The organism is Halobacillus sp. ACCC02827 (assembly GCF_030291935.1).
GTDB lineage: Bacteria > Bacillota > Bacilli > Bacillales > Halobacillaceae > Halobacillus.
Map to the genome: position 1 here is coordinate 2,683,926 of NZ_CP128168.1, position 12,563 is coordinate 2,696,488.

The following is a 12,563-nucleotide window of genomic DNA, read 5'->3' on the forward strand; positions in this document are numbered from 1 at the left end:
AAGAACTCTTCTTATCCGAGAAAAAGCGCGCCGTAACCAAGTGCACCTGCAATGACCAACGCAGGGTGGACTTTCCACCGTTCCAAAAGCAGAAAGCTCGCTGCTATCAGAAAAATAGTTTGGAAAAGCCCCGCCCCTTCATAAGAATTCACAAAAAAATCATACGTAATTATTCCGAGCAATACAGCGATCGTCGGTCTCACCAGCATAGTCATCCGCTTTACGCGTGGTGATTCTTTGTATTTATACAAAATTCCAAGCAGTGCGATCATTAGAATCATGGACGGCCCTACTGTGGCTGCAATTCCGATGACGGCACCGAGAACCCCGCCCTGTTCATATCCGATGTAACCTGCCATTTTTGTCGCAATCGGTCCGGGCAATGCATTCCCCATAGCCAATATTTCACTGAACTCCCTAACCTCATACCAACCATAACGATCCACTACTTCATTCTCCACTAAAGGGATGGAAGACGGTCCACCGCCGTATCCTAGAATCCCCGGTATGAAAAAGGCGACAAATATCTTCCAATAGATCATGATGCACCCTCCTTCGATTTTTGCTTCCCTTTACCGGTCAGTGCCGCTACTAACAGAATGGCAATGATAATTCCCGGGTGTACGCCCAGCGGCCGCAGAAGGAGGAGCGTGCCACATGCAAGCAAACCTGTCATTAAATAACCAAGTCCATTTGCTGCTTTCTGTAGAAACTGCCAAGTCAGAACGGCAAGCATCACACCGACAACCGGTATGACCGCCTGCGTCATCCCCTGCACCCATGCTTTGTCTTTAAAAGAAGAAAGCGAAGTCAACAGCACAATCATCAAAACAATGGTGGGGAGAATGGTAGCTAGAATGGCATTGGTCAGCCCCAGCGTTCCTTTTACCCGAAAACCGATATAGCCGGCCATTTTAGTCGCAATCGGTCCAGGTAGCGTATTCGCAAGAGCGAGAAGATCACCAAATTCATCATCATTCATCCATTTATACTTTTCAACGACCTCTTTATGTACGAGCGGTATAGAAGACGGCCCCCCGCCATAGCCGAGGATACCTACTCGGAAGAATGCGAGGAAGATTTGAAGCTGTATTCTCATTTCCCTTCCCCCTTCCCTTTACCAGGCCGCGACAGAACCGTCGGTCCGGGATTCTGTTCCTCCGTATAACGTGCCGGTCTCCGAATCTCTCCAGATGATCTGCCCACGTCCGAACGATGTTCTGTCTTCCATCACTTCTATCTCATGGCCCCGTGCGCGCAATGCCTCCAATGCCTCTAATGGAAAATCACTTTCTACCAGCACATTCCTGCCGGTTTTCCATTGCCAGCGGGGTGCATCAAGAGAGGCTTGGGGGTTCAGGTGGAAATCGATCATATTCATAATGACCTGGACATGCCCCTGCGGCTGCATGAACTCTCCCATGACACCGAACGGCCCCACTGCCTGCCCCTTACATGTCAGGAAACCGGGAATGATCGTGTGGTAACTTCGCTTTCCACCCTCCAGGCAGTTGGGGTGATCGGGGTCAAAAGAGAAATTACGACCGCGATTTTGAAGCGCAATTCCTGTTCCTGGAACGACAAGTCCGGATCCAAATCCGTTATAGTTGCTCTGTATGAAAGAAACCATGTTTCCTTCTTCATCTGCTGCTGCTAAATAAACCGTTCCACCCGTCGATGGATTTCCAGGTGCCGGCAAAGCGGCCTTAGCACCCATTTCTCCTCTTCTACTATCTGCATATGCTTCACTCAGGAGTTCATCAACATCAACTCTCATTGAATGGTTCTCAGCAATATAGTGACCACCGTCTGCAAAGGCAAGCTTCATTGCCTCAATCTGCTTATGGAACGTGCTGCCGCTGTCTCTCTCTTCAAATGAGAATCCGTCCAACAAACGAAGGGCCATCAAAGCGACGATTCCCTGTCCGTTCGGAGGCATCTCCCATACCTCATACCCCCGGTACGGGACAGACACGGGGTCCACCCATTCCGGCTTGTAACCGGAGAGGTCCTCTTTCGTAAGGAAACCACCGCACTGTTCAGAGAATGCCGCTATACGGTCAGCAAGTTCGCCGGTATAAAAATCAGCCCCCTCCGTTTCAGCTATGGCGGCAAGTGTCGCAGCGTGGTCTGTCGACTGCCATGTATCGCCTGCTTTCGGAACCTTTCCTCCCGGTGCAAAGGTATCAAACCAAGAAGAGAATTCTTCCCTCGTCAACTCATGCTTATACCGTTCATATGCCCTGTTCCACAGCTTGCTCACGATGGGAGAGACTGCAAACCCTTCTTTTGCATATGCAATTGCCGGCTCAAGAAGTTCCCGAAATGGAAGCTTTCCGAACTTTTTCGAAAGTTCCACCCACGCCCCGGGAGCACCAGGTACCGTCACAGGCATCCAGCCATATTGCGGCATCTCTTCATACCCAAGAGCTTTCATTTTATTAATCGATATGCCTGAAGGGGCGGGACCGCTCCCGTTCAGCCCGTGCAGTTTTCCATTTATCCAGACTAACGCGAAGGCATCACCGCCGATACCGTTCGATGTCGGTTCGACAACTGTCAAGGCAGCAGCAGATGCGATCGCTGCATCGACAGCGTTCCCCCCTTTCTTCAATATATCCAACCCGATTTGAGCCGCAAGCGGTTGAGATGTTGCCACCATCCCTTTCCTGGCCGTTGTGCTCACACGACGGGATTGATATGGGTAATGCAAGTGATTGATTTTCGCCATTCTTTCCACCCTTTCTTTTTTCTATGAACAGACAGAAAGGAAATGACGGAATTCCGCCATTTCCTGATCAGCTTCCTCTGTAAACCTGATAACCAAACGGTGAGACGAGGAGCGGTACATGGTAATGATCTTCCCCTGCTTCCACTCCGAATCGAACCGGGATCGTTTGCAGGAACGGCTGTCCGTCTACGCCCCTCTCTTTAAAATAGTCCCCTATATGAAAAACAAGTTCATACGTTCCGTCATGCAACGAGCCCTCTTCCACAATTGGAGCATCCAGACGCCCGTCTTCATTCGTATAATCCGTTTTTAAATGAAAGTATTCCCCGTCTCGAATTTCCAGACAGTCAATTTTCACTCGGGATGCGGGTTTCCCATCAGCAAGATTAAGTACATGCGTAGTCAGTGATGCCATCAGTTAAACTCCTTACGTATGCATCCGTGCTTCGGATACGGTAGTTTCTTCGGAACCAAGATCAGCTTTTGTTACGTGGAATACCTGAAAACCATAAGGCGGACGGGGCTCCGTATAGACTTTCCCCTCGGACCCCTCGATTTCCTCTACTACGGCCTCCCACGTCCGGTTCTGGGATTCAAAGGTCACGTCCTTCAGCTGCGGGAAACGTTCGAGAATACGACAGCCGATCCTGTAGATGAGGTTTTGGATCGATGGTGTCTGGAGTTCGTGAAACACACTGGAAGCAATATCCCTGATTTGTTCGGCGGCAACGTATAATGGAGGTTTCCAACCATAGGCATCTGCAACATTTTCATAACCCCAGTGAATATTCAGGTAAATGAATAACGGTCGGTTGCTGTCTTCCGGAAGCGTCGTATACTCATCACGAATGTACCCCGCAAATGAATTTCCCTTTACTTTGATCAATTGAAGGTCGGTCAGAGAGCTGCGTTGTTTGTTTATGACCGTTCCACCGTCTGCTGTACGGATAAATTCCGTCGAAGCGGATACCCGCTCATTCCGGGAATGTTTGAAAACGACATCGCTCTTACTCCTGCCGTCAGAAAGGGGTCGTGCTGAGGTCTGCTCAAAAGGGATTTCTTCCCCTGACATTTCCACCCGCTCAAAGTGGGGATACCGATCCAGGAAAGCCTTGGCTGCGTAAGCAAGGAATCCCTCCGTCGTTGCTCCTTCGTAGGTGGCAAGGTGCCTTAGAATGAAGTTTTTCATAGAATCCGTCGCGACAACTTTTGAATTATCCCCTTCGGTAAAAGAGGATAAAAATTCCTTCCCTCCGACAGATACGCTTGCATTGAGGCCGTACACGACATTGTCACGGCCACTGAAGTCCGATTCCGGGATTTCCTTTACTCCTTCGAGCGGTTTCATATAGGTGCGGTAAGCAAAGACATCTTTTTTCCCATAATACATTAAGCGGTCATTATCCATTGAATCTCTCCTCTATTCTTCTATTTTGTCTAAAAGACGAAAGGAAGCGATCGCATAGACTTCTTCCAACGCCTTCTGAAATTCCGCTCGTCTGTCATTAGCAACCCGCGTTCGCAATGCGGCGTGAATCTCAGTTTTACGTTTTCCCTTCACCGCAAAAATGAAAGGAAACTGAAAACGCTGCTGATAGATTTCATTCAGATGATGGAAACTCCTGAATTCTTCTTCTGTTAAATCTCTCAGTCCCGCCTCTTCTTGTTCAGAAACAGATTGACTGCTCATTTTAATGTTTGCACCCAAGTCGGGGTGAGAACGGATAAGCTCCAGCTGTTCCGTTTGAGGAGAATCAGCCACGATTCCGACCATTTTCTCATGAAGGTCTTTCAGGGAGGTGAAAGGCCTGAACTTGACTGCTTTTTTCGCCACCCACGGGGAGCTTTCGAACACTCCACCGAGCTCCTGGATAAATTGCTCGTCATTCCAATCATTCAATTCTTGTAATCGGACCATCGCTTCCTCCTCCACCATGCTTTATTTACCTGAATTTTACTTAATATTCTGACAAAAGTCATTATGCAGCATCCACAAGTTTCACACACAATTTTAATCATAGTAACTAAATTCAGGCGCCTCTAGTAAGTGTCTGATTCGTAGTGCAAGTCGAAGACGTATGGTGGCCTCTGAATCCGATACACGTTCCCCCAGCAGCTCTTCACATTTCTCAAGACGATACACCACTGTATTTCTGTGAACGTACAGCCGTTTTGCCGTTTCAGAGATTTGACAATGTGTTTCAAGAAAAACAAACAAAGTCTGAAGCAGCGTCTCTTCTTTATCCATCCCCCTGGAGAGCAAAGGCTTCAGGGAATGAGCGCAGAACTCCTGTAAATCTTCCCGAGGAATAATGCGCAGCAATTCTTCGATATCTTTCGTTTGATAGAGTTGAATAAACCCGTGCTTCCCGGCTAACGTTCCCGTCTTCATAGCTCTCTCAGCTTCCTTGAAGGCATTCTTCACCTGCAGAAGCCCCCTCGCAATATTGCTGACTCCAAAAGACAAAGAACGTTGAAAACGCTGTTCTATTTTCTTTTGAACCAAACCCAGGGAGGACCGGGCATAGGCATTAATATTTTCCACCGTGTCCTTCACTTCAAAGATGAGGACACACAGATCCCCCTTCGTGAATAAATGAGTGGATGAAGAAAGCCGGATTACTTCATCTTCCATATATTCATAGATGGCATCGATCGCTCTCTGATTCTGAGTATAGCTCCCTTCAGCAAGACTCCCATCTACTTTTCCTGCTGCACATATGTAATTCGCTTCCCTCTCCAGCGAGAATTCTTTCGCTCGGCTTACGACTTCATCATCGGAATGGTATAAACCCTCTGTGAAATGGAAAAAGAAATCATTCTTTACCCGTTTGGAGTACTGCTTCAGTGCATTTTCCTTTACGAGTTCAAAAGAAATGACGTTGACAGCCTGTTCAATGGTAAGCATCTTACCATGATCGGTCGGATGAAGTTCCCCCATGACAAGGAGGTACCCTGCTCTTTTCTCGTGTGTATGAACGACAAACACAGAGTAACACTCCCGATCAGACACGATGGAAAAACTGAAGAACGGAGTATCCGGAAAATAAGCAGAAAAATCTTTGAAATACAGCTCTCCAATCCCTTTTTTCAATCGTGTGCTGACATTTGAATAAGCGATCGGCTTCGCATAAGGGTCAAGCAGAACAACTGGATGGTCGATCGTTTCTGCAATGTTCCTCATCAATCCCTCCATCCCCTTGCCTCTCATCACATGATCGGTAAAGCGCTTATGCGTCTCCAATGCTTCCTTCAGCTCATTGGTTCGCCGGTCGAGAATACTGCTCAAAATTTCATTGACAATATCCCCAAGAGAATTATCTGCAGGAATTTCAATGATTGGAAACCCGAGACTATCTCCTTCCCGCAATACCTCACCAGGGATCTCCTGTAAAAAACGCTTCGTTTTAATTCCGAGTGCAGCACATCCCTGACTATCCATATGTCGAACGAGGTCTACGAGCTCCGCAGGATTTTTCCTAACATGATAGGCAGTCGTGACAAGCATTTCATCCTGTTTCAAAAAGCGCGCGATGTCAGGTGCATCCATCATATTGACATGGAGCACTTCCCGGTCGATCCCCGTGACACCGGCAATCACTCTGCTGCCGCTCAACGCCGGAACATCTAAAACATTTTTTACTTTCAAACGAGTATCCCCCTAACTATTATTGCGTACATTTTATCACAAATTTCTGATAATTTATTGATGTTGCACAAATAAATGAGCAAAATCCTACATAATTGCTAATGATGTTCTTCCTGTCTATTGATACACTTACAACTACTATTATGGTTACAGGACCTTTCCTGTCTCCATTATCAGACAAAGGATGGATAGGAATGAATACCAATACGGGAAGAGATCAAATCAATATTCCTGCAAACGAGGAACTGATCGAGTGGCTGGCATCCTACGGTAAAACAAAAGACGGAGGTGTCGAACGCCTCCTCTATACGGAGGCTTGGCTGAGTGCCCAGAACGCTTTGAAGGAACGCATGGAATCTATCGGACTCACTTCCCGCTTTGACAGTGTCGGCAATCTTTTTGGGAGATTGGAAGGAAGTGAGCCGGAAGCGGACTGCGTCCTGACCGGTTCTCATATCGATACCGTAAGGAACGGAGGCAAATATGATGGCGCCTACGGAATCATTGCGGGTCTGATTGCCGTTCAGCGACTAATGACTGAATTCGGAAGACCGAAGCGCTCGATTGAAATCGTTTCTCTCTGCGAAGAAGAGGGCAGCAGGTTTCCCATTACCTTCTGGGGTTCCGGACACATTACAGGACGATATGGTTTGGAGGATGGATCCAACATCCAGGATCATAACGGTATTTCCTTATATGAAGCGATGAAAGCATGCGGCTTCGATCCTGCCCGGTACACTTCCCCCGTTCGGAAGGATATCCATCGTTTCTTTGAGTGTCATATTGAACAGGGAATCGTCCTTGAAAAAACCGGATCAGCGCTGGGTATCGTCCGCCATATCGTCGGACAGAAACGCTTCACCATAAAAGTTAATGGAGAAAGTAATCACGCAGGTACGACACCAATGCCTTTTCGAAAAGATGCCCTCGCCGTTTCAGCGGATATCATTCATTTCATTACGAAAACGGCTGCATCCACACACCCGGACCTCGTCGCCACAGTCGGGCAGATCCGGCCGGTACCGAACGTTCCCAACGTCATTGCAGGGGAAGCCCTTTTCACCCTTGACGTCCGCCACCAGGATAACGACATTCTCCAGGATTATTGTGAGGAAATCCACCGTTACTGTCTTCACTGCGAAGCCGCCTATCTCATGTCTGTCGATATGAAGCCCTGGCTTGAGGTAACGCCGGCAGAACTGGATCCGTCTCTGTTTCAATTAGCCTGCCATACGGCTGACAGGATGAACATTAACGCGAGAACGATAATCAGTGGAGCCGGACATGACGCACAGGTTTTCGCTCCTTTCTGTCCAACCTCTCTCCTATTCGTCCCGAGTCGAAATGGACGAAGCCACTGCCCGGAAGAATATACACCACCCGAGGAACTGGAAAAGGGAATTGAGCTGCTCACAAGTATGCTTTATCAATCTGCTTATGTATAAGAAGGGAGAAAGAATATGACCTACCGTGACTTAAACACTCCAATACGAACCATTATGACACCAGGACCTGTGGAGGTGGACCCTCGAGTGCTTCGAGCCATGAGCACACCGATCGTCGGACAATTTGACCCCGCCTTTACCGCCATTATGAACGAAGTAATGGAAATGCTCCGGCAAACGTTTCAGACAAAGAACAAATGGGCATTTCCCGTCGACGGTACATCGAGATCCGGAATAGAAGCGATGCTGTGCAGCATCATCGAGCCGGGCGACAACGTTCTCGTCCCGATTTTCGGACGGTTCGGCTATCTTTTGACGGAAATCTGCGAGCGGTACGGAGCAGAGGTACACACGATGGAATGCCCCTGGGGAGAAGTGTTCGAGGAGGAGCAGGTAATCAAAGAAATAGAACGAATTTCTCCTAAAATCGTTGCCCTTGTCCACGGAGAGACATCGACCGGCCGGATGCAGCCTATGACGAAGATAGGACACGCATGTCGACAGGCGGGCGCCCTTTTTATTGTCGATGCTGTTGCCTCCATAGGTGGAGTGGAAATTAAAGTAGACGAATGGGAGATCGATGGAATTGTCGGCGGAACACAAAAATGCCTTTCCGTACCTTCCGGAATGGCACCGCTCACTTATAACGAACGAATTGAGGAACTAATCCGAGCGAGGAAGAAGGTCGAACGCGGCATCTCGACAGAAGGGGACCGCGAAAAAGAAGGACTCAGATCCAAACCATTTATTAAGAGCAACTACCTGGATTTAAGTATGCTGCAGGATTATTGGGGACCTAGAAGGCTGAATCACCATACAGAAGCTACGACCATGCTGTATGCACTGAGAGAAGGTCTGCGCATCGTTCTGGAAGAAGGGCTGGAATATAGGTTTGAACGCCACAAGCACCATGAGTCCGCCCTCATCAAAGGATTAGAAGCAATGGGGCTGCAAATCTTCGGCAATCCAGCCTGCAAACTCCCGACCGTAACGTGTGTGACGATACCTTCTGAGATTGATGGGGAATCGGTACGAAGGATGCTGCTTGATGAATTCGGAATCGAGATCGCAAGTTCATTCGGTCCTCTACAAGGAAAAATATGGAGAATAGGGACGATGGGTTACAGCTGCCGGAAGGAAAACATCCTTCACACATTGAGCGCGTTGGAAGCTGTTCTCATCCGACACGGCACAGATATCCAGCCTGGAAAAGCACTGCAGGCTGCTTTGGACAGCTACGGCGTACAGACATTCAGAAAGTCAGCGCAGCACTGACAGAAAGGGGACAGCTGATATGAATGGAACGTTGGACTTAATAATAAAACAGGCGTCCGTCGTTTTAGAAAGCGGTATCCTACAGAAGGATATCGGTATTAAAAACGGGAAGGTCGTCTCTATCGAAGATACGCTTTCCCAACCGGCCGCCGATGTGTATGATGCCTCCGGGCTGCATCTGTTCCCAGGGATGATTGACACCCATGTCCATTTCAATGAACCGGGCCGGGAAGAATGGGAAGGGTTCGCTACCGGCTCACGCATGATGGCCGCCGGGGGCGCAACGATGTTCTTCGATATGCCTTTGAACGGCATACCGTCCACCACCACACGCGGAGCCCTCATCGAAAAGCAAAGAGTAGCAGCTCAAAAATCACTCATAGATTTCAGATTATGGGGTGGTTTGGTTCCCGGAAATGAACACCACCTCGCGTCCATGGCGGAGGAGGGGGTGATCGGCTTTAAAGCCTTTCTTTCTGAGACAGGAAATGATGAATTCGAAGCAGTCGATGACCATACCTTGATTCAAGGAATGAAAGAAATCGCAAAAACAGGGAAGATCCTGGCTTTGCATGCTGAAAGTGGACCAATGACTGCATTTCTAACAAAGGAATTTTCAAAAAGAGGTAATGGTACACCGGAGGAATACCTCGCTTCCAGACCTGTCGAAGCAGAACTGGAAGCAGTGGAAAGAGCTATTTATTATGCGGAGATAGCGAAATGCCCTCTCCATTTCGTCCATATAAGCAGCAAGAGATCCTTAGAAAGAATTGAAGCAGCGAAAGCAAAGGGCATGGACATTACAGTCGAAACATGTGCCCACTATTTATTATTCAACCATATCGCATTAAAGCAAAAAGGAGCCATCGCTAAATGCGCTCCACCACTGCGCTCCGAAGAGGAGCAAAAAGAATTGATTGAACTGGTGATGGAAGAGCGATTCGATTTCATTACTTCCGATCACTCTCCATGCCCCCCCGATATGAAATCATCGGACAACTTGTTTGAGTCATGGGGCGGTATCAGTGGTGGACAATTCACCCTACTATCTATGGTCGAGCTTGCCATCACTTATAATATTCCTTTTGAAAAAATTGCTTCGTTGACTGCCGGCAATGCTGCAAGGCGGTTTCAATTGGAAAACAAAGGACATATCCGAATTGGTAACGATGCAGATTTCGCCTTAGTGAACACCAGAAGACCCTTCACCGTGACAGAGGACAACTTCCGGGCTAAGCATAAGCACAGCATATATATGGGACACACTTTTCCGTGCACGATCGAAGCATCTCTGTCACGCGGGAGGATGGTTTTCAAGCAAGACTACGAAAAGCAACGCACTCATTAAAAGAAACCAGGGCTCCATCCTGCTAAAGGACGGTCACCCTGGTTTCTTTTCTTTCTACTGGATTTTCCAATGGATTTAAACCGGTGATTAAGCAGCCAGGACGGTCACCTGGATGAATCATGTTTGAACCCGGCGTCCCAGTCAAAATGACATCCCCGGGCTGTAACGTCATGATTTTCGAGAAAAAAGAAACGATGAAATCTGGTGAATACATCATATTTCCTACTGTATTCTCATGCGTAACTTTTCCATTTAAGGTTGTCTTCACTATGACGTCTTCAAGAGAAGACCAATGATCTCCACATACGAGATCGGACCCAAGGGAACAAAAGGTATCAAAGCTTTTGGACCACTGCAGATACTTATCATCGGCTCTATGAATGTCTTTCTCCGTCATATCAAGAGCTGTCGTGTACCCGGCAATAAAGCGCTGAGCCTCCCTCACCTCTATATCCCTGCAGGTTTTTCCTATAATAATAGCAAGCTCTCCTTCCGCTGCTACAGAAGTCGATCCCTTCGGAAGCTGCACCGCCGCTCCAGGACCGATCAACGTTGTTGGAGGCTTCATAAACGTAACCGGCTCCTTTTTCGGCGCTTCGCCTGTAAGTTCCATCGCTTTCTCTACATAGTTCATACCTACACCAAGAGTTTTCCCGGGACAGAGAAGCATATCATCCGGCTGAAGGTTCTCTAATTTCCGATAAGGAAAAGAGGAAAGCTTGTTTCTTCCGGAACTCCGATACCAACCCACAAGCTCTTCCCATTGTCCTTCCTTCAACAGCCCGTCCAAATCAATACTCCAGTTCTTTCCTTCTATATAATTGATTGTCTGCAGAGAAACAACCTTGCCTTCATGCACGATTCCACAGTAACTCTTCTGGTGTTCCTTGAACGCTGTCAGTTTCATAAGCATCCCCTTTTCGTAGTTCTTTACTAATCAAGCACGCCGTTTCTAGTAATTTCAGATCCTGTCCCTTTGCCGCTATGAGCGATATGCTAACCGGCCCTTCGACCGTAGAAGGAAGAGGAATAGTAACCTGAGGGAGACCGGCGAGACCGGCGATGCATGACAATTTCATTGTTTTAGTACGAATATCCTCCAAACGCGATGCGGGGGTACCTCTCTTCGGCGGACCCGCAGGAGTAGTCGGAAGAAGAAGTACTCCGTCATCACCAATCCACGCATTCGTCCAAGCCTTGATTTTATTCCGGTAAGCCTTTCGTTCCGTCATATCCTGATCAGAGATAGAACGGGCCCAAAGAAGGCGTCTGTATATATCATAAGCAAACCTTGGACGAACGTCTGCTATCCACCCCCCGTGTTCCTGCCATATTTCCTGCGCTTGGAGCACCCGGAACGTATCCGCCCATTCCCCAAGACCATCCTCAGAAAGAAGGCGTGTTTCTACTTCCTTAAACATCACTTTCACTTGACGAAGCGGAGCGGCATAGCATTTATGTAAGTCGGGATCGAGCAGCCCCCATAGATCTGATGCAATTTTTATCTTTTCCAACCGCGGACTCCCTTTTCCCCTTCGGAAGAAAATATCCCCGACACGTGACAATATCACAGGATCATCTGCCATCCAGCCTATCGTATCAAAACTGGGAGCCAGGGGGATGACCCCTTGAACGTCGATTGCTCCATGCGTCGGCCGAAATCCGTATATTCCGCAGTAAGAACTTGGGATCCGCACAGATCCGCCCGTATCCGTCCCTAATGCGAAATGGACCTCACCACCCGATGCCGCTGCCGCCGATCCACTTGAGGAACCACCAGGAATACAGGCAGGGGACTTTGGATTGATTGGTGTACCATAGTGAACATTTTCTCCGTTCAAACTGTACATCAGCTCATCTGTATGAGTCATCCCGTGAAGTAATGCTCCTTCCTCAAGCAGCCGGTCTATGACAGGCGCATTGTGCTGTGCAGGAGCATGGGTATTCAACCAATCCGGGTTACCTGCTGCGTTTGTGTGACCTGCCACAGAAATAACATCCTTCACACCGAAGGTTAAGCCGTCAAGAATCCCGGACCCAGTCGGTTCCTTCCGCATATCTTCTTTTATGAAAGCATCAGTCATCTCCTAAACTCCCCCATCTTAAAGATGTATC

Annotated in this window: 10 protein-coding genes and 1 pseudogene; 3 read left to right on the forward strand and 8 right to left on the reverse strand. The window is 48.1% G+C overall.

Translation table 11 applies throughout. The features are described from left to right. Positions 1-11 precede the first annotated feature (11 nt). From QRD89_RS14265 to QRD89_RS14295, 6 genes and pseudogenes are all read right to left on the reverse strand, one after another. The gene (locus QRD89_RS14265) at positions 12-542 is read right to left on the reverse strand and encodes a chromate transporter (RefSeq protein ID WP_008635649.1); all 531 of its coding nucleotides are present in this window, start codon (positions 540-542) and stop codon (positions 12-14) included. Next, positions 539-1,099, reverse strand: coding sequence for a chromate transporter (locus QRD89_RS14270; protein WP_026578223.1), 561 nt, complete (start codon positions 1,097-1,099; stop codon positions 539-541). Before QRD89_RS14270 ends, QRD89_RS14265 begins: the two co-directional genes overlap by 4 nt. An 18-nt stretch (positions 1,100-1,117) precedes the next feature. Beyond that, positions 1,118-2,731 carry a gamma-glutamyltransferase family protein gene (locus tag QRD89_RS14275; RefSeq protein ID WP_286095524.1) on the reverse strand — a complete coding sequence of 538 codons (1,614 nt, stop codon included), beginning with the start codon at positions 2,729-2,731 and terminating at the stop codon, positions 1,118-1,120. Positions 2,732-2,798: 67 nt separating this feature from the next. Beyond that, the gene (gene uraH / locus QRD89_RS14280; RefSeq protein WP_008635643.1) at positions 2,799-3,146 is read right to left on the reverse strand and encodes a hydroxyisourate hydrolase; all 348 of its coding nucleotides are present in this window, start codon (positions 3,144-3,146) and stop codon (positions 2,799-2,801) included. A gap of 12 nt (positions 3,147-3,158) precedes the next feature. Then, positions 3,159-4,649 (reverse strand): annotated as a pseudogene (gene pucL / locus QRD89_RS14285) (factor-independent urate hydroxylase). Positions 4,650-4,742: 93 nt separating this feature from the next. Further along, positions 4,743-6,380: a PucR family transcriptional regulator gene (locus tag QRD89_RS14295; RefSeq protein WP_286095529.1), complete on the reverse strand. Its 1,638-nt coding sequence runs from the start codon at positions 6,378-6,380 to the stop codon at positions 4,743-4,745. A 194-nt stretch (positions 6,381-6,574) separates the two neighbouring features. Between QRD89_RS14295 and QRD89_RS14300 the strand changes: the two genes are divergently transcribed. Genes QRD89_RS14300 through allB form a run of 3 tightly spaced genes read left to right on the forward strand, consistent with a single transcriptional unit; the run spans position 6,575 to position 10,448 of the window. Then, the gene (locus QRD89_RS14300; protein WP_286095530.1) at positions 6,575-7,825 is read left to right on the forward strand and encodes a M20 family metallo-hydrolase; all 1,251 of its coding nucleotides are present in this window, start codon (positions 6,575-6,577) and stop codon (positions 7,823-7,825) included. Positions 7,826-7,840: 15 nt separating this feature from the next. Then, positions 7,841-9,100 carry a pyridoxal-phosphate-dependent aminotransferase family protein gene (locus QRD89_RS14305; RefSeq protein WP_286095531.1) on the forward strand — a complete coding sequence of 420 codons (1,260 nt, stop codon included), beginning with the start codon at positions 7,841-7,843 and terminating at the stop codon, positions 9,098-9,100. Between the two features lie 19 nt (positions 9,101-9,119). Continuing rightward, the gene (gene allB / locus QRD89_RS14310) at positions 9,120-10,448 is read left to right on the forward strand and encodes an allantoinase AllB (RefSeq protein WP_286095532.1); all 1,329 of its coding nucleotides are present in this window, start codon (positions 9,120-9,122) and stop codon (positions 10,446-10,448) included. Between the two features lie 22 nt (positions 10,449-10,470). On the opposite strand, the gene QRD89_RS14315 is transcribed toward allB, so the two are convergent. Together QRD89_RS14315 and QRD89_RS14320 are read right to left on the reverse strand one after the other, a co-directional pair. Then, positions 10,471-11,355, reverse strand: coding sequence for a fumarylacetoacetate hydrolase family protein (locus QRD89_RS14315; RefSeq protein WP_286095533.1), 885 nt, complete (start codon positions 11,353-11,355; stop codon positions 10,471-10,473). Next, positions 11,300-12,532, reverse strand: coding sequence for an amidase (locus QRD89_RS14320; protein WP_286095534.1), 1,233 nt, complete (start codon positions 12,530-12,532; stop codon positions 11,300-11,302). The genes QRD89_RS14315 and QRD89_RS14320 overlap by 56 nt, the downstream gene beginning before the upstream one ends. Positions 12,533-12,563: the final 31 nt, after the last annotated feature.

What these genes read in the sequence shown, in the direction of transcription:
- QRD89_RS14265 (WP_008635649.1), bottom strand. Translation starts at nt 542, where the DNA reads ATGATCTATTGGAAGATATTTGTCGCCTTTTTCATACCGGGGATTCTA.
- QRD89_RS14270 (WP_026578223.1), bottom strand. Translation starts at nt 1,099, where the DNA reads ATGAGAATACAGCTTCAAATCTTCCTCGCATTCTTCCGAGTAGGTATC.
- QRD89_RS14275 (WP_286095524.1), bottom strand. Translation starts at nt 2,731, where the DNA reads ATGGCGAAAATCAATCACTTGCATTACCCATATCAATCCCGTCGTGTG.
- uraH (WP_008635643.1), bottom strand. Translation starts at nt 3,146, where the DNA reads ATGGCATCACTGACTACGCATGTACTTAATCTTGCTGATGGGAAACCC.
- QRD89_RS14300 (WP_286095530.1), top strand. Translation starts at nt 6,575, where the DNA reads ATGAATACCAATACGGGAAGAGATCAAATCAATATTCCTGCAAACGAG.
- QRD89_RS14305 (WP_286095531.1), top strand. Translation starts at nt 7,841, where the DNA reads ATGACCTACCGTGACTTAAACACTCCAATACGAACCATTATGACACCA.
- allB (WP_286095532.1), top strand. Translation starts at nt 9,120, where the DNA reads ATGAATGGAACGTTGGACTTAATAATAAAACAGGCGTCCGTCGTTTTA.
- QRD89_RS14315 (WP_286095533.1), bottom strand. Translation starts at nt 11,355, where the DNA reads ATGAAACTGACAGCGTTCAAGGAACACCAGAAGAGTTACTGTGGAATC.
- QRD89_RS14320 (WP_286095534.1), bottom strand. Translation starts at nt 12,532, where the DNA reads ATGACTGATGCTTTCATAAAAGAAGATATGCGGAAGGAACCGACTGGG.